The sequence below is a fragment of the Halolamina rubra genome (assembly GCF_000739555.1).
In the GTDB taxonomy this organism is placed as follows: Archaea; Halobacteriota; Halobacteria; order Halobacteriales; family Haloferacaceae; genus Halolamina; species Halolamina rubra.
Genome location: NZ_BBJN01000015.1, coordinates 1 through 24,194 on the forward strand (window position 1 = coordinate 1; position 24,194 = coordinate 24,194).

29 protein-coding genes and 2 pseudogenes are annotated in these 24,194 nt (G+C 68.4%); 19 read left to right on the top strand and 12 right to left on the bottom strand.

The window, feature by feature from the left end; genetic code table 11:
- The first annotated feature begins 91 nt into the window (after positions 1 to 91).
- Complete coding sequence (locus tag ACP95_RS04525; protein WP_049980066.1) at positions 92 to 439, top strand: hypothetical protein; 348 nt, start codon at positions 92 to 94, stop codon at positions 437 to 439.
- Positions 440 to 763: 324 nt separating this feature from the next.
- On the opposite strand, the gene ACP95_RS04530 is transcribed toward ACP95_RS04525, so the two are convergent.
- Positions 764 to 1,525, bottom strand: a complete 762-nt coding sequence (locus tag ACP95_RS04530; RefSeq protein ID WP_049980067.1) for an IclR family transcriptional regulator — start codon at positions 1,523 to 1,525, stop codon at positions 764 to 766.
- 119 nt (positions 1,526 to 1,644) lie between these two features.
- The gene (locus tag ACP95_RS04535) at positions 1,645 to 2,544 is read right to left on the bottom strand and encodes an alpha/beta fold hydrolase (protein WP_049980068.1); all 900 of its coding nucleotides are present in this window, start codon (positions 2,542 to 2,544) and stop codon (positions 1,645 to 1,647) included.
- Positions 2,545 to 2,674: 130 nt separating this feature from the next.
- On the opposite strand from ACP95_RS04535, the gene ACP95_RS04540 reads away from it, so the two are divergent.
- Positions 2,675 to 3,847 (top strand): dipeptidase, encoded by a 1,173-nt coding sequence (locus ACP95_RS04540; protein WP_049980069.1) that lies wholly within the window; start codon positions 2,675 to 2,677, stop codon positions 3,845 to 3,847.
- 10 nt (positions 3,848 to 3,857) lie between these two features.
- Here the strand turns inward: ACP95_RS04540 and ACP95_RS04545 are convergent, their stop codons facing one another.
- The 4 genes from ACP95_RS04545 to ACP95_RS04560 form a co-directional block, all read right to left on the bottom strand.
- Positions 3,858 to 5,789, bottom strand: a complete 1,932-nt coding sequence (locus ACP95_RS04545; RefSeq protein WP_049980070.1) for an archaea-specific SMC-related protein — start codon at positions 5,787 to 5,789, stop codon at positions 3,858 to 3,860.
- 54 nt (positions 5,790 to 5,843) lie between these two features.
- On the bottom strand, positions 5,844 to 6,461 hold the full coding sequence (gene rdfA, locus ACP95_RS04550; protein WP_202593776.1) for a rod-determining factor RdfA: 618 nt from the start codon (positions 6,459 to 6,461) through the stop codon (positions 5,844 to 5,846).
- Positions 6,462 to 6,616: 155 nt separating this feature from the next.
- Entirely contained in the window at positions 6,617 to 6,958 is a 342-nt protein-coding gene (locus ACP95_RS04555; RefSeq protein ID WP_049980072.1) for a hypothetical protein, read from the bottom strand.
- A complete protein-coding gene (locus ACP95_RS04560; RefSeq protein WP_049980073.1) occupies positions 6,955 to 7,821 on the bottom strand; it encodes a ParA family protein in 867 nt (288 codons plus the stop codon). Before ACP95_RS04560 ends, ACP95_RS04555 begins: the two co-directional genes overlap by 4 nt.
- 477 nt (positions 7,822 to 8,298) lie before the next feature.
- On the opposite strand from ACP95_RS04560, the gene ACP95_RS04565 reads away from it, so the two are divergent.
- The 7 genes from ACP95_RS04565 (at position 8,299) to ACP95_RS04595 (ending at position 13,582) form a co-directional block, all read left to right on the top strand.
- Positions 8,299 to 9,036, top strand: coding sequence for a DsbA family protein (locus tag ACP95_RS04565; protein WP_049980074.1), 738 nt, complete (start codon positions 8,299 to 8,301; stop codon positions 9,034 to 9,036).
- A complete protein-coding gene (locus tag ACP95_RS04570) occupies positions 9,033 to 9,572 on the top strand; it encodes a hypothetical protein (protein ID WP_049980075.1) in 540 nt (179 codons plus the stop codon). The genes ACP95_RS04565 and ACP95_RS04570 overlap by 4 nt, the downstream gene beginning before the upstream one ends.
- Positions 9,573 to 9,763: 191 nt before the next feature.
- The gene (locus ACP95_RS04575; protein ID WP_049980076.1) at positions 9,764 to 11,008 is read left to right on the top strand and encodes a M20 family metallopeptidase; all 1,245 of its coding nucleotides are present in this window, start codon (positions 9,764 to 9,766) and stop codon (positions 11,006 to 11,008) included.
- Between the two features lie 56 nt (positions 11,009 to 11,064).
- Positions 11,065 to 11,451: a DUF302 domain-containing protein gene (locus tag ACP95_RS04580; protein ID WP_049980077.1), complete on the top strand. Its 387-nt coding sequence runs from the start codon at positions 11,065 to 11,067 to the stop codon at positions 11,449 to 11,451.
- A gap of 124 nt (positions 11,452 to 11,575) precedes the next feature.
- Positions 11,576 to 11,818: a sulfurtransferase TusA family protein gene (locus ACP95_RS04585; RefSeq protein WP_049980078.1), complete on the top strand. Its 243-nt coding sequence runs from the start codon at positions 11,576 to 11,578 to the stop codon at positions 11,816 to 11,818.
- On the top strand, positions 11,815 to 12,954 hold the full coding sequence (locus ACP95_RS04590) for an NAD(P)/FAD-dependent oxidoreductase (protein ID WP_049980079.1): 1,140 nt from the start codon (positions 11,815 to 11,817) through the stop codon (positions 12,952 to 12,954). Before ACP95_RS04585 ends, ACP95_RS04590 begins: the two co-directional genes overlap by 4 nt.
- Before the next feature lies 1 nt (position 12,955).
- Positions 12,956 to 13,582 (top strand): DUF1641 domain-containing protein, encoded by a 627-nt coding sequence (locus tag ACP95_RS04595; protein WP_049980080.1) that lies wholly within the window; start codon positions 12,956 to 12,958, stop codon positions 13,580 to 13,582.
- Positions 13,583 to 13,672: 90 nt separating this feature from the next.
- On the opposite strand, the gene ACP95_RS04600 is transcribed toward ACP95_RS04595, so the two are convergent.
- From ACP95_RS04600 to ACP95_RS04610, 3 genes are read right to left on the bottom strand one after another with little or no spacing between them, the layout of a single operon-like run.
- Positions 13,673 to 13,894, bottom strand: a complete 222-nt coding sequence (locus tag ACP95_RS04600) for a HalOD1 output domain-containing protein (RefSeq protein ID WP_049980081.1) — start codon at positions 13,892 to 13,894, stop codon at positions 13,673 to 13,675.
- On the bottom strand, positions 13,894 to 14,472 hold the full coding sequence (locus tag ACP95_RS04605; protein WP_049980082.1) for a DsrE/DsrF/DrsH-like family protein: 579 nt from the start codon (positions 14,470 to 14,472) through the stop codon (positions 13,894 to 13,896). The genes ACP95_RS04600 and ACP95_RS04605 overlap by 1 nt, the downstream gene beginning before the upstream one ends.
- 2 nt (positions 14,473 to 14,474) lie before the next feature.
- On the bottom strand, positions 14,475 to 14,720 hold the full coding sequence (locus ACP95_RS04610) for a sulfurtransferase TusA family protein (protein ID WP_049980083.1): 246 nt from the start codon (positions 14,718 to 14,720) through the stop codon (positions 14,475 to 14,477).
- Between the two features lie 235 nt (positions 14,721 to 14,955).
- On the opposite strand from ACP95_RS04610, the gene ACP95_RS04615 reads away from it, so the two are divergent.
- From ACP95_RS04615 to ACP95_RS04630, 4 genes are read left to right on the top strand one after another with little or no spacing between them, the layout of a single operon-like run.
- Complete coding sequence (locus tag ACP95_RS04615; RefSeq protein ID WP_049980084.1) at positions 14,956 to 16,149, top strand: MBL fold metallo-hydrolase; 1,194 nt, start codon at positions 14,956 to 14,958, stop codon at positions 16,147 to 16,149.
- Positions 16,150 to 16,157: 8 nt separating this feature from the next.
- Positions 16,158 to 16,715: a YeeE/YedE family protein gene (locus tag ACP95_RS04620; protein ID WP_049980085.1), complete on the top strand. Its 558-nt coding sequence runs from the start codon at positions 16,158 to 16,160 to the stop codon at positions 16,713 to 16,715.
- A complete protein-coding gene (locus tag ACP95_RS04625; RefSeq protein ID WP_049980086.1) occupies positions 16,715 to 17,173 on the top strand; it encodes a YeeE/YedE family protein in 459 nt (152 codons plus the stop codon). The genes ACP95_RS04620 and ACP95_RS04625 overlap by 1 nt, the downstream gene beginning before the upstream one ends.
- 41 nt (positions 17,174 to 17,214) lie before the next feature.
- Positions 17,215 to 18,396, top strand: a complete 1,182-nt coding sequence (locus tag ACP95_RS04630) for an inorganic phosphate transporter (RefSeq protein WP_049980087.1) — start codon at positions 17,215 to 17,217, stop codon at positions 18,394 to 18,396.
- 7 nt (positions 18,397 to 18,403) lie between these two features.
- Here ACP95_RS04630 and ACP95_RS04635 read toward each other — a convergent pair whose 3' ends face one another.
- Positions 18,404 to 19,255 (bottom strand): universal stress protein, encoded by an 852-nt coding sequence (locus tag ACP95_RS04635; protein WP_049980088.1) that lies wholly within the window; start codon positions 19,253 to 19,255, stop codon positions 18,404 to 18,406.
- 285 nt (positions 19,256 to 19,540) lie between these two features.
- Between ACP95_RS04635 and ACP95_RS16045 the strand changes: the two genes are divergently transcribed.
- The 3 genes and pseudogenes from ACP95_RS16045 to ACP95_RS04645 all read left to right on the top strand — a co-directional run bounded on the left by ACP95_RS16045 (position 19,541) and on the right by ACP95_RS04645 (position 21,278).
- Entirely contained in the window at positions 19,541 to 19,690 is a 150-nt protein-coding gene (locus tag ACP95_RS16045; RefSeq protein ID WP_202593777.1) for a DUF7512 family protein, read from the top strand.
- Positions 19,691 to 19,692: 2 nt separating this feature from the next.
- A pseudogene (locus tag ACP95_RS04640) lies at positions 19,693 to 20,729 on the top strand (sulfite exporter TauE/SafE family protein).
- Between the two features lie 144 nt (positions 20,730 to 20,873).
- Positions 20,874 to 21,278, top strand: a complete 405-nt coding sequence (locus ACP95_RS04645) for a helix-turn-helix domain-containing protein (RefSeq protein ID WP_049980090.1) — start codon at positions 20,874 to 20,876, stop codon at positions 21,276 to 21,278.
- Positions 21,279 to 21,321: 43 nt separating this feature from the next.
- On the opposite strand, the gene ACP95_RS04650 is transcribed toward ACP95_RS04645, so the two are convergent.
- A complete protein-coding gene (locus ACP95_RS04650; RefSeq protein WP_049980091.1) occupies positions 21,322 to 21,528 on the bottom strand; it encodes a hypothetical protein in 207 nt (68 codons plus the stop codon).
- A 118-nt stretch (positions 21,529 to 21,646) separates the two neighbouring features.
- Between ACP95_RS04650 and trxA the strand changes: the two are divergent.
- From trxA to ACP95_RS04665, 3 genes and pseudogenes are all read left to right on the top strand, one after another.
- Positions 21,647 to 21,994 (top strand): annotated as a pseudogene (gene trxA, locus ACP95_RS16285) (thioredoxin); the annotation flags it as partial.
- An 11-nt stretch (positions 21,995 to 22,005) separates the two neighbouring features.
- On the top strand, positions 22,006 to 23,040 hold the full coding sequence (locus ACP95_RS04660) for an NAD(P)/FAD-dependent oxidoreductase (protein ID WP_049980092.1): 1,035 nt from the start codon (positions 22,006 to 22,008) through the stop codon (positions 23,038 to 23,040).
- The gene (locus ACP95_RS04665) at positions 23,040 to 23,411 is read left to right on the top strand and encodes a hypothetical protein (RefSeq protein WP_049980093.1); all 372 of its coding nucleotides are present in this window, start codon (positions 23,040 to 23,042) and stop codon (positions 23,409 to 23,411) included. Before ACP95_RS04660 ends, ACP95_RS04665 begins: the two co-directional genes overlap by 1 nt.
- Before the next feature lie 15 nt (positions 23,412 to 23,426).
- Here ACP95_RS04665 and ACP95_RS04670 read toward each other — a convergent pair.
- Positions 23,427 to 24,194 (bottom strand): HAD-IC family P-type ATPase (locus ACP95_RS04670; protein WP_154018436.1); only part of this gene is annotated, 768 nt, incomplete at its 5' end.

Sequence of the window (24,194 nt, forward strand, 5' to 3'; positions counted from 1 at the left end):
TCAGACGTACGTAGCTGTACATCGATCGATGCTCAGACGTCGTAGCTGTACATCGATCGATGCTCAGACGTACGTAGCTGTACATCGATCGATGCTCAGACAGTTCGACTTCGAGCCGACGCTCGCGGAGCTCAGGGCGCTCCGTGACGAGATCGAGGCGTTCCGGGAGCGGGCGGAAGCCGGCGAGATCGACGCCGAGACCGCCAACAGTGCGATCACCGACCTCTCGCGCACGCTGACCCGGCTCTACCTCGTAGAGGACGGCCAGTTCGAGCAGGACCCCGCGACGAGCCGGAACCCCGTTCCGCGGTACGACCCGGCCCACGACTTCGCCCGCCTCGACGGCGACGACGCCCGGTTCCTGCAGGTCCAGCTGAAGCGAGCACAGAACGAGACCGTCCACGAGCTCCGGCAGGCACGCGACCGCCTCCCGAACTGACGGCGGCTCCCCGCCGTCGACGGTCCACTCGAGTGAAGTTCTTTTCCGCAGAGCGGAACAACGTGTCGACGCCCTCGGCGCCGCCATCGCTCGCCGCCGGCGAAACTGCTGTCTCGGTCACACGATCGGGATATATTTGTGCCTTGTTTTCCTGTGAACTAACAAGATATCCCGACATCGGGGAATAGATTTCCGGTATACGGGAATTTTGCGATACCCATAACAGGCATACGGTTGTTATGATTAGCCAATACGTAACCGAACACGTCGAAAGAATCTCTCTTACCGGAACGCCGGTTCACTATGGTAGTAATTAACACACTCTCACAGCAGCCGGATCGTGAGCTCGAGCTCCTTCTTCGCGTCGAGGAGGAGTTGGGCGTACTCGCTGCCGCCGTCGTCGTCGACGACGCGGTTGATCGGCCCTGAGATGCCCAGCGCGCCGATCACGTCGCCGTCCGGCCCCTCGATGGGGACCGACACCGCCCCCAACCCTTCCACCGTCTCCTCCTGGTTGGTCGCGTAGCCACGTTCCCGGACCTGTTCCAGCCGCTCGAACAGCGCGTCGGGGCTGGTGATGGTCTGCTCGGTGATCGCCTCGAGCCCGTGGTTGTCGATGTACGCCTCGACCGTCTCGCGGGGCCAGCGCGAGAGGATCGCCTTCCCCCCGGCCGTCGAGTGGAGCGGCCGGAACGTCCGCGCGTCCGATCGCGAGAGCAGCCCGTTGCGGCCCGTCTCCTTGAACAGGTAGACGAGTCGGCCCTCCTCGTCGGTCGTGAACTGGACGAGCTCCTCCGACTCGTCGGCGAGATCGCGGACCTTCCGCTTGATCATCGGGTAGGAGGGATCACGCAGGTGGATGCGGTTGGCGTAGCTGAGGAACTCGAAGGAGACGCGGTAGTCGCCCTCCTCCCGAATTAGGTAGCCCGCTGACACCAGCGTCGAGAGGTGGCGGTGGATCGTGCTCTTCGACACGTCGAGCGTCTCGGCGACCTCCGTGAGCGAGACGGGCTCGTTGTCCCGAACGAACTCCAGGATCCGGAACGAGCGTTCGACCGACTTCAGCGAGGTGGCGTCGTCCGTCATGACCTTGCCGCTTGTTCACACGGAACCGACTTATAAATTCCGTCAGACGGAACGATCGTTCCGCGAATCTGTCCGGCCACGCCCGTCGCCGCGGCGATCGTTCGCCGTCGACGCCCCCGTCAGTCGTCGCCGTACGGGTCGCCGAACCCGATCTCGTCGAAGAACTCCCGGACGCGGGCGAGGTACGCCTCCTGCTGGTCGAGGTTCGGTGAGTGACCGCTCTCCTCGAAGATCTCGAGTCTGGCGTCCGGCAGCAGGTCGGCGATCTCCTCGCTCGCCTCCGGCGGGGTGATCCAGTCGTGCCGCCCGACGGTGACCAGCGCCGGCACGTCGACGCCCGGCAGGTCCTCGGTGTAGTCCATGTTCGGGTAGGCGTTGGTGAACATCTCGTTGTGGGTCTCGTGGTGGAACTCTCGCTCGGCCGTCGCCTCCTTGGCGGCCTCCACGTCGAACTCGTCGAGGTTCGGCGCGTACAGCGGCAGCATCCCCAGCCAGATGCGCTCGAACTCCGCGTCGGACTCGACGTTGCCGTCCATCACCGTCATGAACTCCTCCCAGGTGATGTCGGGCAGCTCGAAGTTTCGGGCCTTCATCGCGTCCCAGGACTCCCGGGCGTTCTCGACGGAGTTGTCTTCGTAGGCGTTCGACGCCGCGGTGTCCCGCAGGACGAACCCCTTGAAGTGGTCGCGGTCGCCGAAGCGGATGGCGTACTCCTGGGTGATGAAGCCGCCGTAGGAGCCGCCGATGAGCACCACCTCCTCGAGGCCGAGATGCTGGATCAGCGCCTCGCAGTCCTTCGCGTACTGCTCGTTCGAGTACGGCTCGGTGAGGCTCGACTGCCCGCAGCCCCTGTGGTCGTACACCACCAGTCGGTAGTTGTCCGTGAGCGCCTCGAACGCCTGCTTCCCCTTCTGGTGGTCGCTGATCCCGGGCCCGCCGTGCAGCGACACGATGGCGGGCGCGTCGTCCGGGCCGTGAACCTCGTAGTACAGTTCGGCCCCGTTGATTGCTGCGTACACGAACTACCGAACCTCCCGCCACGGCAAATAGCTTGTGTCACGTTCCCACGGGACGGTAGCCTCGCCGGACCTGTGTGGGGAGTTGTGACGACCCAAACGGCTAAGTGGCGCTCCGGCGCCTGTTGGACGTATGGGCGCAGAGAAGCAGTACGACGGGTACGAACCGTACGACTACCTCGACGCCGACGAGGACTACCGCGCGTTCCCGCTGGCCGAGAAGACCGCCGGCTTCGAGCCGCGGACGCTCGAACTCACCGACGAAGAGGAGGCTCGCGTCGACGAGCTCACCGCGGACACCGTGCTCTCGCTGCACGACCACGCGTTCCGGTTCCCCGAGAACCTCGACGAGGACCTGTTCGACTACATCCGTGAGGGCCGCATCCACACCGCCTACGAGTACCTCGCGGAGACGAGCCTCGACGCAGTCTTCGACATGCAGCTCGACGGGCTCTCCTCGGTCCACTCGCTGCACGGCTGGAAGTGGGACGACATCAGCCACGAGGTCAGCATGCGGGCCTGCGACCTGATGCACTCCGACTACGCGTTCCAGTGCCGGAGCGTCGACGACATCCACCGCGCCCGCGAGGAGGGGAAGCTGGCGGTCGTCCAGTGCGTCGAGTCGGCGGCGATGATCGAGAACGAGCTCGACCGCATCGAACAGCTGTACGGGATGGGCGTCCGATCGATGGGGATCACGTACAACACCTCGAACGCGCTGGGCACCGGCGGCGGCGACATCCGGGAGCGCGACGGCGGGCTCACGGGGTTCGGCGCCCGCGCGGTCGCCCGGATGAACGACGTGGGGATGGCGATCTCGGTCAGCCACGCCAGCCCGCAGACCTCGCTGGACACCTGTGACGTGAGCGAGAAACCGGTGTTCGACACCCACGCGCTGGCGAAGGGCGCGGGCATGGGCGCCCGCGGCACCGCCGACGAGGTGTTCGAGGCCATCGCCGAAACGGGCGGCGTCGTCGGCCTGCTCTCGTCGACGCATCTCCCCGACATCGAGACGTACATGGAGCACTTCGAGTACGTCGTCGACCTGATCGGCATCGACCACGTCGCGTTCGGCCCGGACGTGCTGTACGGCGACCACACCGAACTGCTGCGGACGCTCTCGGAGTTCCACGGCGTGGAGCTGCCCGAGTCGACGCTCGAGAGCGAGTACGTCGACGGCCTCGAGAACCCCACGGAGGCGTGGATCAACATCCCGCGCTGGCTGGTCGCGAACGGCTACAGCGACGAGGAGATCAGGAAGGTGCTCGGCGGCAACGTGCTCCGCGCGCTCGAACAGGTCTGGTAGCGCCGCCGGGTCAGATCTCCGTGACCCGTTCGTACTCGTCGTCGAGCGCGGCCGCGTCCTCGGGCAGCAGCGCCACGAGGACGTACGGGCTGTACTCGGCGAAGTAGTCGACGAGCGCGGCGATGCGCTCCGAGTCGATCGCCTCCAGCGAGTCGAGGATCATGAACGGCACCGTCTCGTACACCTCGTGGACGAGATAGCCAGCGAGCGCGAACACCAGCCCCGTGACCTCGCGCTCGCTCTCCGAGAGGTGTTCGACGGTGTCCTCGTACGCCGCCCCCGAGTCCGTCGTGCGGACGACGTGGAGTTCCAGCGCGCGCTCGGTCTCCTTGCGCCGCCCCTTCCGGACCTCGCGCTCGACGGCGTCGACCCAGATCCGGTCGAGGTTGTCGTAGTCGAGCCGGTCGAGGATCGCGTCCATGTGCTCGTTGAACGCCTCGACGGCGTCGCGTTCGATGCGCTCGATCCGGGTCCGGAGCTGCTCGATCTGGTCGTTCACGTCGTCGAGCTCCGCCGCCACCTCGCTCTCCTCGGCGATGTGGGCCTCCGCCTCGGCGATCTCGTCCTCCACGTCCTCGAGGTCGCCCTCGAGCCGGCCGAGTTCGTACTCCAACTCGTTCGCCTGCTTGTGGAGGTCGAGCATCTCCTCGTGCTCTTCGTCCTCCAGCTCCTCGACGTCGGCCTCGACCCGTTCGATTTCCTCGGTTAGCTCCTCCCGCCGGTCCCGGTGGTCCTCGACGGCCGCCTCGGTGCGCTCGATCTCGTCGGCGAGCTCGTCCAGCCGGCTCTCGATCCGTTCACGCTCCTGCCGGGCCTGCTCGATCTCGCGTTTCTCGGTCCGGAGCTCCTCGATCTCCCGCTCGAGTCGGTCGACCTCGCCGACTTTCGACTGGCTGCGATCGCGGAGCTGGTCGACGGTCGACTCGATCTGTTCCGGATCGACCGCCGTGCCGCATGTCCAGCAGGTGACCGCGTCGTCGACGAGCTGGTCCGTCACTGCGCCGTCGTCGCCCACTGTGACCGGCGAGGTCGGCCCGTCGTCGTCGAGCATCCCCTCGTTGAACCGGATCACGCTCTGGAGCTCGTCGACCTGCGTTTCCAGCTCCCCCTTCCGCTCGCGGAGTTCGCGGAGCCGGCCCTCGATCTCGTCGGCGTCGGCGTCGGGTTCGTCGAGCTCTTCCAGCGCGGTCTCGCGCTCGCGGCGCTCCTTCCGGAGCTCGTCCAGGCTCTCCTGTTCGGTCTCGAGTTCGTAGCGCACGTCGTCGAGCGCCGAGCGTTTCTCCCGGAGCGTCTCGAGCCGGTCCTCGAGTTCGGACTGCTCCTCGCGGCGCGTCTCGAGATCGGCGTCGGCCGCGTCGAGCGCCGCCTCCGTCTCCTCGAGGTCGGCCTTCGTCGACTCGATCTCCGCCCGGAGCGTCTCCCGGCGGCTCTCCAAATCACGGAGCTCGCCCTTCCGGTCGTCGATGGCGTCGAGCTCCGCCTCGAGGGAGTCGCGCTGGTCCTGCAGGCGGTCGATCTCCGCCTGGATCTCCGCGGTGTCGACGGGGCGCATGATGAGCTCCCGGAGATCCGCGCTGGTCGCGACGGCGCGGCGCGCCTCGTTCGACTCGAGCAGGAACGCGAACAGGTCTGCGACCCCCGGCTCGTCGAGGTACGGGTCGCCGCCCCGGTCGACCCCCTCCGCACGCCGAGAGAACGTCCGCGTGTACGTCTCCTCGCCCGCCTCGAGCGTGACCTCGGCCTCGTCGGCGTCGCCCTTCATCGCGACGTTCTCGCTGCCGAGGGCGGCCATCACGGCCTTGAGGAACGACGTGCGGTTGGTCGCGTTCCGCCCGACGAAGATCGTCACGCCGGGCTCGAACGCCACCTCAGTCTCCCGAATCCCGCCGATGTTGCGGGCGTGTACCGCCGCGTCCGGCGCCGCGGCCTGTTGTCGCTGCATAGCCAGTGTGTCAGTTGAAAAGCGTATAAGGCTGTCGGCGGCGTCCCGTGACCCCTACTCGTTCGTGCAGTCACAGCCGCCCTCGTCGAGCAGCGTCTCCACGTCGTACTGGGTGCCACAGTCCTCACAGAGCACGTTCACGTTGACGAGCGTGCGGAACGAGCCGATGTCGACCTCGTCGTTCCGGCGGAGCTGGGTCAGTTTGCTGTCGGTGACGGTCCGGACGCGGCCCCGGAGCCGCTGGATGCGCTCCTTCTCCTCGTCGACCTGATTCCCCGTGTCCGGGTCGTAGGAGGCGCCGCGGTGGTCTTTGAGGTACGTTCTGACTGCCTGGTAGGTGACGAACTCCCGTCGCAGCTCGTCGACGGCGACGCCCTCCCGGTCGAGGCGGCGCTCGGTTCTTGTCCTGTCGGCGCCGCTGACGTCGTCATCGGTCAGGAGTCGGTACACGTTCGCCACGTCGCCGTCCAGCGGCTGCATCCCGGCGTCGTCCATCGCGGCGCGCAGGAGTTCGCGGTTGAACTCGTCGGCGAGGTCGCGCAGGCTCAGTCGCTCCTCGCCCTCGGCGGTCCAGCGGCGCTCCAGGCGGTCGCCGATCCCGTCGAGCTCCCGCTCCTCGATCAGCCGGACCACCTTCCCGCGTCGCCCGTTCGCCGTTCCGGAGTCGCTCACGGACTCACGGTCTCCCTCCGTCGACATAGGTGTACGGGTCGCTCGTCGTAACACCAGTATGGCTGTTAGCCTGGGTGTCGAACCCGTGTCGATTCCCCGGGAAACTCAAGGATAAACTCTATAGCGCGATACCGAACGATGCTCCGTCGACGCCGTCACTCCCGCCGCTGTTCCTCGAGCGCTTCGGCGATCTCCTCGGGGTGGTCCATCGCGACCTGCAGCACCGCTTCGTGGAGCTCTCGGCCCGTCTCGTTGCGGATCTCCCGATCGCGCAGGTGGCGCTTCACGTCGATGTCGAGGAAGTCCTCGAACGCCTCGTGGGTGGTTTTCCGGGGGTATATCTGGGCCTGGACGGACTCCTCGAACGGGAACGCCGGCTCGTTTTGGTCCCCGCCCGTCGACGCCGCGTCGCCGTCGTTCGTCTCGTCGTCGGGCGATTGACTGTCGGCGGCCGCCTGCTCCTTCCCCGCCTCGTTGAGGTCGTCGAACCCCGTCATCGGTCGATACCTCCCTGCTCGACGATGCGAGCCAGTTCGGCGTAGTTCTCGAGCTGGTCGCAGCTCGCGTCGTAGTCCCGGACCGGAACCCCGGCGTCGTGGGCGGCGTCGATGGCGCCGCGGAACCGGATCCCCGGGAGGCCGCCGTCGTACTCGCCGGCGTCGATCGCCTCCCACTCCGACTCGGTGATGCGGGCGTAGGAGGGGACGATGTCGTCGGAGATCTCGAGGGAGTTGAGCTGTTCGAGCAGCCCGCGGTCGCGGGTGTCCTGGTCGATGCGGCCGTTCAGCGCCGTCGGCGTCACGGCGAGGATGTCGAGCTCGAAGTACTCGCGGGCCTCTTCGACGAGCCGCTGGATCGTGTTCGAGAGCCCCGACTCGTAGCCGCTCTCGGGTTTGAGCGGGATGATGATGTTCTGGGTGGCGTACATGGCGTTGTCGTTGAGTTTGCCGCGGTTCGCCGGGCAGTCGACGACGATGTACTCGTACTCGTCGCCGAGCAGCGGGTCGACGAGATGTTTCCGCAGCCGGGCGCTGCCCATCGTCGCGTTCCGGAGCTCGTTCTCGACGGACTCCAGCTCCGTGTGGGCCGGGAACAGGTCGAGGCCGTCGACGACGGACTCGGTGTACTGCGTCGGGTCGCCGCCGTCGACGAGCACGCGCTGGGTGTGGTTGGTGTCGCTCGAGAAGGCGTCCTCGAAGCCGAGCTGTCGGGTCATGTGCCCGTTGTCGTCGAGGTCGACGACGAGCGCGCTGCCGTTCCGGTGGGCGAGTTCGCGCGCGGTGTTGATCGCGGTCGTGGTCTTCCCGAACCCCCCCTTCAGTACGCCGACGCTGACCGCCCGTGGTGCTGGATCACTCATGGTTTCAAGTTGATGAGGCAGCGACGGCACCGCAGCCCACTCAGAGACGGTCGGCGTCGGTCGGGCCCCGTGGAAGCGAGACCGCCGTCGATCGACGCCGATCGACCTGAGGTAGCTAAGGCACCTGAGGTAGCTACGGTACCTACTTCGCCGACTGTTGCCTCATCTTGCCTACAACGTTTGTACGGGATGCCTTGAATCTACCTACGGGCGACGGAGGAGAAGAACAGGTACCTTAGCTACCTCAGGTGGCTAAGGTGCCTATGCTGTGAAGTGGGTTAATAGGGCTTTACCGGAAGGTTAGGCACAGCCAGTCTCGCTCTCACTACCGTCGCTACCTCAGCTACCTTAGCTACCTGAGTTACCGTAGCTACCTCGTACGGGGTCGGTGCCACCCTGTCCAGCCGCCCGGACGGGCTGACCCGTCTGCGTTGGTGACCGCAAAGCCCTTCGGCGAGTTCCCGTTATTGAGTGGCGATGGGTTCGGAGAGCAAGATCACGAGACGTCGAGCGCTCGTCGCCGGCGGGGGGACGCTCGCGTTCGGCGGCACTGTCGCGTATCTCGCCTCCCGCGGCGGCTCGAGCGAAGGGGCGTACGTCCCCGAAACGTCCCACACCAGCGACGGGACGACGGGCTTCGGCGTCGAACTCGCCGGTCGACCGATCGCGGGACAGGCGGACGCGCCGGTGGACATCTACTACTGGACCGACTACCTCTGCCCGTTCTGCAAGCGCTTCGAGACGGAGACGCTCCCGAAGGTTGGCCGGAACTACATCGACGCCGGCGACGCCCGGCTGGTCGCGCTCGCGCTCCCCGTCATCGGCGAGTACTCGATGCCGGCGGCCGTCTGGGGGCGGAGCGTCTGGGCGACCGTCGCCGCCGACGAGCCCGCCGCGTTCTGGCGATGGCACGGTGCCGCGTTCGACGCCCAGGAGCGGAACGATAACGACTGGGCCACCGAGGAGACGTTCCGGCAGATCACGGAGCGAACGGCTGGGGTGTCCCTCGACGCGGTCGAGGAGCACCGACAGTCTCACGGCGACGACGTTCGGGCGTCGATCACCGCCGACGCCGAGTTCGCCCGATCGGTCCCGTTCCGGGGGACGCCGGGGTTCGTCATCTACAACCGCGAGAGCGACGCCGCGGGCAAGATCGCCGGCGCCCAGCCGTACGAGAACTTCGCCGACGGGATCGACCGGGTGTTGGAGGCGTGACCGAACCCCGTCGCCGGGGCTGGCTCGCCGACCTGCGCGACGGGCTTGCCTACCCCCTCACGTCGAACCGGCGACTGCTGCTCGCCGCGGTTGCGACGGTGGTGACCTACAGCGTGTTGGTGTTGAGCGCGTTCCCGCAGTTCGCCGTCCAGATCCTCACCCGTGATCCGGCCCAGTTCGGCTACGCCGTGACGGCGCTCAGCCGGCAGCTGTACCTCGGAACCGGCTGGCTCGGGGTCGCACTCGTCGCCGCCTACGCGCTCCTGACGGGGGTCGCCGTCACCAACGCCGTCACGCTCCTCCGCCGGGCGCGCCGCGGCGGGGCGTCGACGCTCGCCGGCGTCGTCCCCGGGCTGCTGGCCGCGGGCTGTGCGAGCTGCGGCGCGGGCGTGCTCGGCACGCTGGGGTTGCTCGGCGCGATGGCGGCGCTCCCGTTCGAGGGGAACCTCCTCCGTGTCGGCGGGATCCTGCTGCTGGCGTACTTCCTGGGACGGACCGGCGACCCGCGGACCTGTTCGATCGAGCCGTCGCGCTGAGTCCAGATCCACTGTGCTCGCCGGAGCCACGGCTTGCGAAGCTTCTCCCGTTCTCAGTATTGTGCAACGTGCGAAATTCCTTTACCCCGGTCGGCTGAACCCCGAGGTATGCACAGCGCGCTCGTCGGCGACGGTGGGGGAGGCGCCCGGTCGAACCGGCGTGGCCGTCACGACCGCTCGCGGGGGCGCCGATGACCCAGCGTCCCCCCGTCGATGTCCGGACGCGGCGGGAGGAGCTCGTGGAGCTGCTCCTCGACCTGCTCGCGGTCGATACGGCGAACCCGCCGGGCGACACCCGGGAGATCGTCGACCTGATCGAGTCGTGGCTGGCGCCGCTGGGCGTCGAGACCGAGCGGTTCGCGGCCGATCCGGCGAAGCCGAACCTCATCGTGACGGTGCCGGGCGAGCGCGACCGGACGCTGCTGTTCAACGGCCATCTCGACACCGTCCCCTTCGACGCCGACGAGTGGTCGTTCGACCCGCTGGGCGAGCGCGTCGACGACCGCGTCTACGGCCGCGGGGCGACCGACATGAAGGGCGCGCTGGCGTCGATGCTGGTTGTGCTGCGGGCGTACGCCGAGGGCCCCTCGCCGCCGGTCACGCTGCAGTTCGCGTTCGTCAGCGACGAGGAGGTCGGCGGCGACGCCGGCCTCCCGGCGCTGCTCGAGGCCGGGAAACTCGACGCCGACGCCTGCGTCATCGGCGAGCCGACCTGCGAGGCCGGCCGCCACTCCGTCACGGTGGCGGATCGGGGCAGCATCTGGCTGACGCTTTCCGCCAGCGGTACCGCCGCCCACGGTTCGCGGCCGGTGCTGGGCGACAACGCGATCGACCGACTGTACGGCGCCGTCGAGACGATGCGGGAGCGATTCGGCACGGTCGAACTCGATCTCGACCCAGCGATGGCGGCGATCGTCGACGAGTCGGTGGCGTACTACGCGCCGACGATGGGCGAGGCCACCGCTCGGGAGCTGTTCCGCTACCCCTCGATCAACCTCGGCGTCTTCGAGGGCGGCGAGGCGGTCAACAGCGTCCCCCAGAGGGCCCGGGCCGAGATCGACATCCGGCTGACCGCGGGCGTGGACACGTCGGCGATGCTCGCGGCGATCCGCGACTGCGCCGACGACTGCGAGGGGATCACGGTCGCGGACGTCTCCTGGAGCCTCGGCACCGCGGAACCGATCGACGGGCCGCTGGTTGAGGCGGTCGCGTCGACGGCGGCCGACGTGACTGGCGACCGGATCTACCGCCGGAGCGCGACCGGCGGCGGCGACGCCAAGCTGCTGCGGAACCGCGGCGTGCCGACCGTCGAGTTCGCGCTCGGCACCGACACGGTCCACGCCGTCGACGAGTACACGACCGTCGACGCGCTGCTCGGGAACGCGGCGGTGTACGCGCGGCTCCCGGCCGCGTGGGGCGATCTGGTCGACGGCTGACGGTCGCGGTGGCCGCGTACGAAAAGGTAATGAGCGTGCCGGCAGGATTGTCCCGTATGGAGTATACTCTGCAACAGCAGGTCGACGGCGAGTTCGACGACGTGGTCGATCGGACGGTCGAGGCGCTCGGCGACGAGGGGTTCGGCGTCCTCTGTGACATCGACGTGCAGGCCACCTTCGCCGAGAAGCTCGACGAGGAGTTCCGCCAGTACCGCATCCTCGGCGCGTGCAACCCGGGGCTGGCGTTCGAGGGGCTGGGCGAGGAGATCGAGCTCGGCGCGCTGCTGCCCTGCAACGTCGTCGTCTACGAGGACGAGGACGGGACCGTCGCGGTGCGCGCGGTCGATCCGGAGCGCCTCCTGGACGTGACGGGGAACGACGACCTCGAGGCGATCGGCGCCGAGGTCCACGACCGGTTCGAGCGCGTGCTCGACTCGCTGTAAGCGTCGACGATCCCCCGTTTTCGCGAAGTCGCAGCCGCGCGACTGCGGTATCTCCTGTGTTCCCACAGTCTTGAAACCACTACACATTATTAAGGTCGTTCGCCCCCGAGATTCACCTGTACTTATGACCGACACCGATATCGCCTACGACGACACCGTCGACGCGCGTGGCTCGGCCTGTCCGGGCCCGCTGATGGACCTCATCGGCGAGATGCGCGACGCCGACTCGGGGACCGTGGTGCGGCTCCTGAGCGACAACGACCAGTCGCTCACTGACGTGCGGGAGTGGGTCGAGGAAGCCGGCAACGAGCTCCTCGGGGTCGACGAGGACGACGACTACCACACGTTCTACGTCGAGAAAGCATGACCGTGCACATCGCCATCGTCGGCGGCGGCACCGGGGGCACCGTGCTGGCGAACAAGCTGGCCGAGCGGCTGGGCCCGGAGATCGAGCGCGGCGACGTCCGGGTGACGCTGCTCAACGACGGCCCGGACCACGTGTACAAGCCGGTGTGGCTGTACGTCCCGTTCGGCCAGCGCGAACCCGATGACGGGCGACGGCCGCTCGAGGAGCTCGTCGACGACGCCGTCGACCTGCGGATCGACCGCGTCACCGACCTCGACACCGACGCCCACCAGCTACAGACGCGTGACGGCGGGCCGATGGAGTACGACTACCTCGTGCTCGCCACCGGGTCGACGCTCGAGCCCGAGCGGATCCCGGGGCTGGCGGACGGCGCCCACGACTACTACAGCGAGTCGGGCGCGACCGCGCTGCGGGAGGAGCTGCTCTCGTTCACCGAGGGCCGGATCGTGCTGAGCGTCGTCGGCACGCCGCACATGTGCCCGGCGGCGCCGCTGGAGTTCGTGTTCATGGTCGACGACTGGTTCCGCGAGCGCGGGCTCCGCGAGGACGTCGAGATCACGTACACGTACCCGATCCAGCGGGTCCACGGCAACGCCAACATCGGCGAGTGGGCGCGCCCGATCATGGACGAGCGCGGCATCGAGGTGGAGACGTTCTTCAACGCCGAGTCGGTCGACCCCGATGCGGAGACGATCACCTCGATGGAGGGGACCACCCTCGAGTACGATCTCCTCGTGGGGATCCCGCCCCACAGCAGCATCGACCTGATCGAGGAGGCCGGACTCGGCGAGGACTGGGTCGACGTGGACAAGCACACGCTCGAGGCCGAGGCCGCCGACGACGTGTACGCGCTCGGCGACACCGCCGAAACGGGCGTCCCCAACGCCGGCAGCGTCGCGCACTACCAGGCCGGCGTCGTCGGCCAGCGGCTCGCCAACGAGGTCCGCGGCCGCCCCGCGACGGCGACGTACGACGGCAAGACGCTCTGTTTCATCGAGACCGGGATGGACTCGGCGTCGTTCGTCGAGTTCGACTACGAGAACCCGCCGTCGCCGGCGCCGCCGTCGGAGAAGCTCCACTGGTCGAAGCTGGCGTACAACGAGGCGTACTGGCTGACCGCACGGGGGCTGCTCTGAGATGTCGGGGGAGCAGTCGCCCGAGGCGAGCGAGCTCGAGGCCGCCATCGAGGAGAACCCCGAGGCCGTCGCCGAGTTCGTCCAGCGCCTCGACGCGGTGAACGAGCTGCTCGACGTGCTCTCGCTGGGCGAGAGCGCGCTGAGCGACGAGATGGTGCGCGAGCTGTCGAGCACGGGGGCGACGCTCGCGGAGTCCGCCGACGGGCTCGCGACCGAGGAGACCGTCGGCCTCGCCGGCGCCGTCGGCGACAACGGCGCCGAACTCGAGGCCGCCCTGGAGTCGCTGGTCGAGCTCCAGCGGACGGGCGCGCTCGACGAGCTCGTCGAACTCGCGGGGGTCGTGTCGCTCGGCACGGCCGCGCTGGACGACGAGATGGTCCGCTCGCTGGCCGGCACGGGCGGCTCGGTCGGCGAACTGGCCCAGACGGCCGCGGACGACGACACCCGCGACGGGCTCGAGACGCTGCTCGAGGGCGTCGGCGAGGCCGAAGGTGAGGAGCCCGAACGGGTCGGCGCGCTCGGGCTCGTGCGTGCGACCAGGGACCCGGAGGTCCAGTACGGCCTCGGCTACCTGCTGTCGCTCGCCGCGGCGCTGGGCCGCGCGAAGTCGGGCGACGCCGACGAGTAGCGTCGCTCCCGGTTTTCGGTGTCGACCGACGGAGGGTCGGGAGTGCCTCGGCGGCGAAGGTTCGAGTCGGCGCGGGAGCGCCGGAGAAAACTACTGGACCGCGACGCGTCCGTCGCTGCGGACGACGACCTCGTCGTCCGCGTACTCGAAGCGGACCGCGACGCCGTCGTCGGCGTCCGCCACGAGCTTGTTGAGCGCGTCCGGATCCACGGCCGTCGAGAGCGGCGGCGACAGCTCGGCCGGATCGACGCCCGCGCGTTCGGCGAGCGCCTCGACGACCCGCGTGGCGGGGCGAGCGGTTAGCTGACTCATCAGACGAGGAGTTGGATGTCGGCCTCGGCCATGTCCTGGATGGCGGTGGCCGCACCGACGCCGGTGGTGACACCGTCGTAGAAGTTGTCCTCGTCGTAGTCCATCAGCTCGATGGTCATCTGACAGGCCTGGAACTCGACGCCCATGTCGAGCGAGGTCTCGATCAGCTCCTCGATCGAGGCGGTCTCGTTGTCCTCGATCTTCTTCTCCATCATCTTCGTCGTCATGCGGTCCATCCCGGGGAGCGCGCCGACGACGTTGGGGACCGGCATGTTCGGGTTGCCGACCGAGCTCAGTTTGAGGTCCTTCGAGCGCTCCTCGTGGAGGATGTCGAGCCCCCAGAACGTGTGGAACACCGTGACCTCGTAGCCGAAGGCGGCTGCCGTGCTCGCGAGGATCAGCGGCGGGTACGCCATGTCCAGCGTCCCCTTCGTGGAGATGATGGACATCTTCTTGTTGTCGTCGCCGACCTCGGCTGACACGTCGGCGAGCTCCTCTTCGAGCTCCTCGACGCGCGCGGCGAGTTCCGCACGCGAGGGCGTCTCGTCGGTCGACGCGTCGGGCGTGTCCGTGCTCATCGTTACTCCGTCTTACGGACGTAGTGCTTGAACACGTCGCCGTCCTCGACCTGATCGAGCAGCTCCACGCCGCCCGTGCTGTCGGCCCAGCCCTCGATGTCGCTCATGCTGCCGGAGTCCGTCGCGACCACTTCGAGGACCTCGCCCTCGGCAAGCTCGTCGATGGCGGACTTCGTCTTCACGACCGGCATGGGACACGATGCACCTTTCACGTCGAGCGTCTCCGTGATGTCGAATTGCGAACTCATGGTTGATCTGCTCCGTTGGTCTGTATTGGAGCTAATCCACAATACCAAACCGGCGTGTAAAAGGGTACCGGTTCGGAGTACGACCGCCATACTGGCCGCCGATAGCGCCGGCAATTATACTCTCTTACGCGTGTGAGCGGACGGAATCGACGACGACCCCGCGAAGCGGTCTTGCATGTAGTGTGGATTATTATGCAAACCTTTTTGTCGACCCGGCCGATACGGTGGACTGTACATGGACGCTGATGACTTCCCGACTCCGGACGTCGAGGTCGACTCGATCGCGCCGGAAGCGCTGAAGGACCGCATCGACAACGGCGAACAGGTGACGCTGCTCGACACTCGGATGGAGTCCGAGTACGAGGAGTGGCGCATCGACGGCGAGACCGTCGAGTCGATCAACGTCCCCTACTTCGAGTTCCTCGAGGACGAGATCGACGACGACGTGCTCGAGCAGGTGCCCGACGACCGCGAGATCACCGTGCTCTGTGCGAAGGGCGGCTCCAGCGAGTACGTCGCGGCCGAGCTGGCCCAGCGCGGCTACGAGGTCAACCACCTCGAGGACGGGATGAACGGCTGGGCGCGCATCTACGAGGCCGTCGAGGTCGAGAACTACGACGGCGCCGGCACGCTGCTGCAGTACCAGCGCCCCTCCTCGGGCTGTCTCGGCTACCTCGTCTACGACGACGACGAGGCCGCCATCATCGACCCGCTGCGGGCGTTCACCGACCGCTACCTCGATGACGCCGAGGAGCTCGGCGTCGAGCTGCAGTACGCGATCGACACCCACATCCACGCCGACCACATCTCCGGCGTCCGCGCGCTGGACGAGGAGGGCGTCGAGGGCGTCATCCCCGACGCGGCCGTCGACCGCGGCGTCACCTACGCCGACGAGCTGACGACCGCCGAGGACGGCGACGAGTTCACCGTCGGCGACGCCACCATCGAGACCGTCTACACGCCCGGGCACACGACCGGGATGACCTCCTACCTCGTCGACGACAGCCTGCTCGCGACCGGCGACGGGCTATTCATCGAGAGCGTCGCCCGCCCCGACCTCGAGGAGGGCGACGACGGCGCGCCCGACGCGGCGCGCATGCTGTACGAGTCGCTGCAGGAGCGCGTGCTGACGCTGCCCGACGACACGCTGATCGGCGGCGCCCACTTCAGCGACGCGGCCGAACCCGCCGAGGACGGCACCTACACGGCGCCGATCGGCCAGCTCGTCGACGAGATGGACGCGCTCACGATGGACGAGGACGACTTCGTCGAGCTCATCCTCTCGGACATGCCGCCCCGTCCGGCCAACTACGAGCAGATCATCGGGACGAACCTCGGCCAGAACACCGTCGACGACGACGAGGCGTTCACTCTCGAGCTCGGCCCGAACAACTGCGCAGCGAGCCAGGAGTCGCTCGCGGGTGACTAACTCCGCCGATGGTCGCTGATCCAGTCCCGCTTCAGCTGGCCGCCGAGCTGTTCCCCAACGGGATCAGCCGGTACGCCGTCGGGGGCCTGCTCGTCGGGCTCGGAACCGTCCTGATCTACGTCGGGACGGGGATCCCCGCCGGGGCGAGTACGTTCCTCGAGTCGACGCTGTCGTACGTCTCGGACCAGTCGCGGTTCCAGCAGTACGTCGCCTCGCGGGACTGGCGGCTCGTGTTCACGGCCGGGATCATCCTGGGCGCGTTCGCGTTCGCCGCGACGGTCCAGTCCGGCGTCGTCTCGAGCTCGCTGTACGAGCCTGGGTCGACCGGCCAGCTGTACGAGGTCGCCGGCGTGACGCTGTGGACCACCGATGTCCAGCCCTGGCGGCTGTTCTTCGGTGGCATCCTGGTCGGCATCGGCACCCGGATCGGTAAGGGCTGTACGTCCGGCCACGGCGTCTGCGGCGTCGGCTCGGCGTCGAAGACCTCGCTGGCCGGCGTCGCGACGTTCCTGACCGTGGCGATCGGAACTGCTCAGGTCGTCGCCGCACTGGGGGTGAGCCCGTAATGGCGGACCGACACCCGCTGTTCAAGCCGCTGGTGTTCGTCGGCGGCCTGGTGTTCGGGTTCGGGCTCGGCTTCAGCCACATGGCCCGGCCGGAGGTCGTGCTGAACTTCCTGCAGTTCGACGATCTCGGGCTCCCGTTCGTCATGTTCGGTGCGGCGATCGTCTCCGGGATCGCGTTCGCGCTGCTGCCCCGGATCCGCGACGCCGCACCGCTGACGGGCGACCCGTACGAACGCCGCCTGAAGCCGTTCGACCGGAACGTCCTCGTCGGCGGCGCCGTCTTCGGCGTCGGCTGGGGGCTCTCCGGGATCTGCCCGGGCGCGGCGTACGCCAGCCTCGGGACCGGCAACATCACGATCCTCTGGGCGCTCGCCGGGATGTTCCTCGGCGCCTACGTCCAGGGGTACTGGCGGAGCCAGTCGACGGACAACGAGCCCGCGTTCGCGGGCGCGGACTAACGCTTCAGCCTTTTAACGCCGCTCCCTTTTCAGCTACTCAAATGGAACTAGCCACAGTTGCCCTGTTCCTCGTCGCCGGACTGGCGAGCCTGTTCATGGCGTGGGTGATCGGCGCCGGGTCGAGCGGCGCGACGCCGTTCGCCCCCGCGGTCGGCGCCAACGCCATCTCGACGATGCGTGCGGCGTTCGTCGTCGGGATCCTCGGGCTCGCTGGCGCGGTGACCCAGGGCGCGAACGTCTCGGAAGCGATCGGCAGCGGGCTGGTCGGCGGCGTCAGCCTGCCGGCCAGCGGCGTCATCCTCGTGCTCCTGATCGGCGCCGGGCTCATGGCGATCGGGATCCGGACCGGCTACCCCATCGCGACGGCGTTCACCGTCACCGGCTCGGTGATCGGCGTCGGGCTCGCCCTCGGCGGCAGCCCCGTCTGGCCGAAGTACGTCCAGGTCGGCGCCGTCTGGGTGCTGACCCCGTTCGTCGGCGGCGGCGTCGCCTACGGCATCGCGAGCGTGCTCCCGCGTGAGAACGTGCCGGAGGCGTACAGCATCCCCCTGCTGGGGGCGCTCGTCGGCGCCGTGCTCGCGAACGTCAACTTCACCATGCTCGGCCCGAACGGCACGGCCGGCTCGATCGCCGGCGCCGTCGCGCGGTCGCTGGAGCTCACCGGCCTGCCCGCCACGGTCGCGATCACGCTCGCGGCGGCCGCCGGAATCGCGGTGCTCGTCACGTGGGACGTGCGGCGCGATCAGGCCGGCGGCCTCCGTCGATTCCTGCTCGCGCTGGGCTCGCTCGTGGCGTTCTCCGCCGGCGGGAGCCAGGTCGGCCTCGCGGTCGGCCCGCTCATGCCCCTGCTCGACGACGTGGGGACGATCCCGCCGATCGCCGTCCTCGCGGGCGGCGGACTGGGGATCCTCGTCGGCTCGTGGACCGGCGCGCCACGGATGATCAAGTCCCTCGCGCAGGACTACTCCTCGCTTGGCCCGCGGCGCTCGATCGCGGCGCTGGTGCCCTCGTTCCTGATCGCCCAGGTCGCGGTGCTGCTGGGCGTCCCGGTCTCGTTCAACGAGATCGTCGTGAGCGCGATCATCGGCAGCGGGGCGGCCGTCGGCGGCGGCGGCGCCGTCGACGCCCGGAAGCTCGGCCTCACGGTCGGCGCCTGGGGGGCGTCGTTCGCCCTCGCGTTCGTGCTCGGCTACGGCGCTGTCGTGGTGCTGCCGCTGCCGTAGGCCGCCGCTACAGTAGCTTGTAGCCGGCCGTCCGCGGCGGCGGGACGAGGTAGACGTTCCCCCGCGCGCCGGCGACGATCTCCTCGGAGACGCTCCCGAGCATCAGCCGCCGGAGTCGACTCCGCCCGCGCGAGCCGACCAGCGTCGTCGTCGGCGTCACCGACGCCTCCACGTCGAGGATCTCCTCTGCGGGATCGCCGTCCTTCACGACGGTTCTGGTGTCGATGTCCCACTGCGCGAGCGTGTCGGCGAGCTCGCCGAGCCGTTCGTGGGGGTCCACGTCGAGCTCGTCCTTCGGCGACCGCACGTGGACGAGCGTGGCCTCCTCAGTCGCGTGGCGGAGGTAGTTGAACGCGCCGAACGCGCGCTCGGCGTTCTCCGAGAAGTCGGTCGCGAACAGCAGCCGCTGGAAAAGGTGCTCTCGGACAACCTCGGGGTCGTCCGCCTCGCGCTCGACGCGGTTGACCAGCAGGGGGACGACCGTCGTCCGAGCGAGGTTCCGGGCGGTCGAGCCGATCACCCGGTTCGCGAGCGGGCTCTGCCCCCGCGAGCCGACGACGGCCATGTCCGCCCGCACCGTCTCGGCGACGCCGTTGATGCGGCGGTACGGCGTCCCGCGGACGACGTGAGTCTCGACGTCGAACCCGGCGGCCTCCATTACCGACTTGTACGCTTCGAGACCGCGTTCGCGTCGCTGCTCCAGGTCCATCCCGGGCATCCCCGGGTGGACGTTCGAGGGGACGACCGTCAGCAGGTGGATCTCGTCGACGCCGATCCGCTCGAGACAGTCGAGGCAGGTCTCGTTCTCGATCGCCGCGTCGCTCGCCGCCGAGAGATCCGTCGCGTAGATGGCCCGCATGCGTGCCCGCTGGCGCCCCGGACGCATAGCGTTTTGCCAGCCGACACGTCGCCGGCTCGCCGCCGGCGCGCGCGAGCCTCGCGCCCCCGTTTTCCACCCCCCGTTCGGCGTCCCCGGCGCGAACCGTATATTTAGATAACTTATGGGGATATCCCGGTTCGTTAGCCGTGGCATCCATGGCAGTAATATTGTATTCCAATCCCACAACCGTTAAATGGCATAGCGGATTAGGCACGACTGAGCAGAATCCCATGATCGAAACAATACTGTACGAGGTGACCGACGATGTTCGGGCTTGAGAGCGCCACGGGCGTCGACGGCGCGCTGCTCGTAATCGGTGTCGTACTGCTCGAAGCAATCATCCTGTACGTCGGCTACGGCCTGCTGGAGCGACTGGTTGGCCCGACCCTGGTCGACGCGATCGGTGGTAACTAATGATGGAACTGTTCGGCGTCTCGGTGGCGCTGCTCGCCCTGTTCGCCGGGTTCGGCGTGCTGATCGGCCTCCTGTTCGGGTTCTTCGGGATGGGGGGTTCGTTCCTGGTCACGCCCGCGCTGATGGTGATGGGGTACAAGACCGACGTGGCCGTCGCGTCCGGGCTGGCGTTCGTGTTCGCCACCTCCGTGATCGCGACACTGAAACACCGTGACCTCGGGCAGGTCGACTACAAGCTCGGGGTGCTGATGATCGCGGGGACGACCGCCGGGATCGAGGTGGGGAAGATCGGTCTCCACTACCTCCAGGACATCGGCCTCGCTGACACGGTCGTGAGCGTCATCTACGTCCTGCTGCTGGGCGGGATCGGGGTGTTCATCACCTACACCGCGACGAAAGGCGGCGACGGTGGCGGGCTCAGCCCCGACCACGACGAAGCCGACGGCGAGATCAACGCGGACGACATCCCGGATATCGCCAAGAAGATCCAGTCCTACCGGGTTCCGCCGATGATGAAGCTCCGTGGCGGGATCAGGGTCTCGCTGTGGATGATCCTCCTCGTGGCGTTCGCGACGGGGCTGCTCTCCGGGTTCCTCGGCGTCGGCGGCGGGTTCATCCGCATGCCCGCGCTGTTCTACCTGATCGGCGTCCCCGTCCCGATCGCGGTGGGGACCGACCTGTTCGAGATCGTGTTCTCGGGCGGGATCGGCAGCTTCCTCTACGCGATGGACGGCGCGGTGAACCTCTCGATCGTCGTGCCGCTGCTGGCGGGGAGTGCCGGCGGCGCCCGCATCGGCGCCGCGGCGACCAGCCTCGTCGACGAGGACGAGATCAAGGTGTACTTCGGCGTGATGCTCTTGCTGGGGGCGATCGCCGTCGCACTGCGGAAGATCGGGACGTTCATGGACATCCCCGTGCTCCAGACCGTCTCGCTGGTCGTGATCCTCGGCGCCGCGACGCTCGTCGCCGGCGCGTCGTGGTCAGCTCCGTCCGGGCGCTCCGGGAGGAGTCTGACTCCGCAACGGGCGTGACCAACTAACCCTTCGAACGCGTCGCGACGACGACCGCTGCCGCGTTTTCTCGACCGCCGAATCGACGGACACGAGCCGGCTCCGTCCCGATCGGAAGATTGTACAGTTCACGCACAAGTCTTTTAGGCACTTGCCCGGTAGCTCGGGTACCAATGCCGGATTCGATGGCCGAACAACTGCAGCGGGATATGGTGTGTGAGGGGCTGCTCGAGTGTTTCCACGGGCTGAAGCAGCTCGACCGGGACTGCTTCGAGGCGCTCGTCGGCGCCAGCGAGCCGTTGACCGTCGACGAGATCGCCGACAGGGTCGACCGCGAGCGCTCGACCGCCTACCGGGCGGTTCAGCGGCTGCTACAGACGGGGTTCATCCAGAAGGAGCAGGTCAACTACGACCAGGGCGGCTACTACCACGTCTACTACCCGACCGACCCCACGAAGATCGCCGACGACATGCAGCGGATCCTCAACGACTGGTACGCGAAGATGGGCCAGCTCATCCAGGAGTTCGAGAACAAGTACGACGAGACGTACACGCCGCCGCAGTCCGCCGAGAGCTAACGTCGCCGGCCGAGCTGCGGAGTGTCCACCGCTCGCACCCGCCTCACTCCTCGGCGTAGAACAGCGTCCGGCGACACGCCGGGCAGACGTGCGGCACCGGCTCCAGCACCTCGTCCGCGCGAAGCCCCCCGAGCAGGCCGTCGTCGTCGCCGGCGGCGACGAGCACCACGTCGCCGAGCGAGCTCGACCCCTGTAGCTCCATTGCCTCCAGCGGTTCTCCACAGTCGGGACACTCACGGTCGGTGGCCATGGCCGAACGTTCGACCGCACTGGAAAAACCGTCTTCGCTTTCTCGCTTCCACCCGGCCAAGTGGTATTGTACATATTCCCCACAACCCTTAACAACTACTGGTCCCTACGGTAGCGTGATGTCAGTTGACTCTACACCGGACGGCAGCACCGACACGCCCACCGAACCGATCTACGTCGACGGGGAGGCGGGGCTCGACGAGATCGTCGCGGAGAACGACGTGGTCCTGACGGACTTCTACGCCGACTGGTGTGGCCCGTGTCAGATGCTCGAGCCGGTCGTCGAATCGCTGGCCGAGGACACCGAGGCCGCCGTGGCGAAGGTCGACGTGGACGCGAACCAGACGCTCGCGAGCGCCTACGGCGTCCGCGGCGTCCCCACGCTCGTCCTGTTCGCGGACGGCGAGCAGGTCGAGGAGATCGTCGGCGTCCAGGGCGAGGACCAGCTCCGCTCGCTGATCGAGGCTACGCCGAATAAATGCCTGCGGACACCCGAGAACTCGTCGTCGCCGGCTCCGGCGTCGCCGGGCTGTCGGCGGCGGTGTACGCGGCCCGCGCCGACCTCGACCCCCTCGTCCTCGAGGGCGACGAGCCCGGCGGCCAGCTGACGCTGACGACCGACGTGGAGAACTTCCTCGGCTTCCCCGAGGGCGTCGGCGGGATGGAGCTGATCCAGCGCGGGCGCGAGCAGGCCGAGCGCTTCGGCGCCGAGTTCCAGCACGGCAGCGTCGAGGCCGCCGACGTGGACGGCCAGCCGCTCGAACTCTCGCTCTCGACGGGCGAGACGGTCCGGACGCGCGCGCTGATCGTCGCGACCGGCGCGAGCGCCCGCTGGGTCGGCGCCGACGGCGAGGACGAGCTCATGGGCTACGGGCTCTCGACGTGTGCGACCTGTGACGGCGCGTTCCACCGCGGCGACGACGTGCTCGTCGTCGGCGGCGGCGACAGCGCGATGGAGGAGGCGCTGTTCCTCGCGAAGTTCGCCGACAGCGTCACGGTCGTCCACCGCCGCGAGGCGCTCCGGGCCTCGGAGATCATGGCCGACCGCGCTCGCGACCACGACGACATCGAGTTCCGCTGGAACACGGAACTGCTGGCGATCGACGGCTCCCAGGAGTCGGGCGTCACCGGCGCGACGCTGGTCTCTCACCCCGAGGGCTACCCCAGCGAGCGCTACGAGGACGGCGAGGACGTGACCGTCGAGGAGGTCGACGTCGGCGGCGTGTTCTACGCCATCGGCCACGAGCCCAACACCGCGTTCCTCGAGGACACGCCCGTCGAACTCGACTCGGACGGCTACGTCCGGACGGCCGACGGCGACTCGTGGGCCACGACCGCGACGGCGGCCGAGGGAGTCTTTGCGGCGGGCGACGTGATGGACCGTGCGTACCAGCAGGCGGTCACCGCCGCCGGCACGGGCAGCATGGCCGCTCTCGACACCGAGGAGTGGCTGGAGTCGACGCCCGCACCGGCGGCCGAGGCCGCCGCGGCGTCGATGGAGGCTGACGACTGATGGGAACTACTGACACGATCGACCCGGCGACCGTCGAGGACCAGGCCGAGCGCCTCGTCCTCTCGTTCCGGTCGCCGGAGGCCGACCCGGACGACGACGGCACCTGGTGGGTCGCCGACAGCGACTGGCTCCAGGAGAACATGAACGACAGCACCTACCTCCAGTACCTCCAGCGGGCCCACGCCGGCCCGGTTTCCGTGGGGGAGGAGTGGGAGGAGTTCGTCAACTGCGGCTGTGCGAGCCCGCAGGACGTGGTGCTCCGCGTCGAGGCGATCGAGGGCGGCAGCGCCATCGGGTTCGAGACGACGATCGAGCTCGTCTCCCGGAAGTCCGTGCTCGAGGGCGAGGCGGCCGTCGGCGATGCGTACTGATTTTTCGGCGTCGTCCTACTCCTCCAGCAGCGGCCGCGAGGAGTTCGTCACCACCAGGATGCTGCTCGCGGCCATCGCGACCGCGGCGAACAGCGGGTTGAGCAGCCCCGACAGCGCGAGCGGGATCGCGACCGCGTTGTAGAGGAACGCCCAGCCGATGTTCTGTTTCACGCGCGTCCCGGTCGCCTTCGAGAGGTCGAACACCGTGTCCAGCGAGCGCAGGTCGTCGTCGATGATCGCCACGTCGGCGGCGTCGACGGCGATCGCGGTGCCGCTGCCCAGCGCGATCCCGAGGTCGGCGCTGGCCAGCGCGGGCCCGTCGTTGGTGCCGTCGCCGACCATCGCGAGCGTCCGCCCGGCGCCGAGTCGGCGCACGGTCTCGGCCTTCCCCTCCGGCGGCACGCCGGCGAACACCTGGTCGATCGCGGGGTGGTCGCGGTACGTCGCCGTCGCCTCGTTCTCGTCGCCGGTGAGGACGACCACGTCGACGCCGCGGTCGGCGAGCGCGGTCACTGTTTCCTCCCAGCCCTCACGGGGCTGGTCGCCGAGGACGATCAGGCCCTCCGCCTCGCCGTCCCGGCCGACGAGGATCGGGAGGTTCCCCCGCTCGCGGATCGACGCTGCCCGCTCCCGCAGGTCGTCGGCGACGCTCCAGCCCCGCTCGGCGAACAGGTCCGGGTGGCCGACGACGGTCTCGGCGCCGTCGACGACGCCCGAGACGCCGTTCGTGTGGCTCTCGAACGCGTCGACGGGGTCGTCGTCCCAGTCGGCCTCGAACGCGTC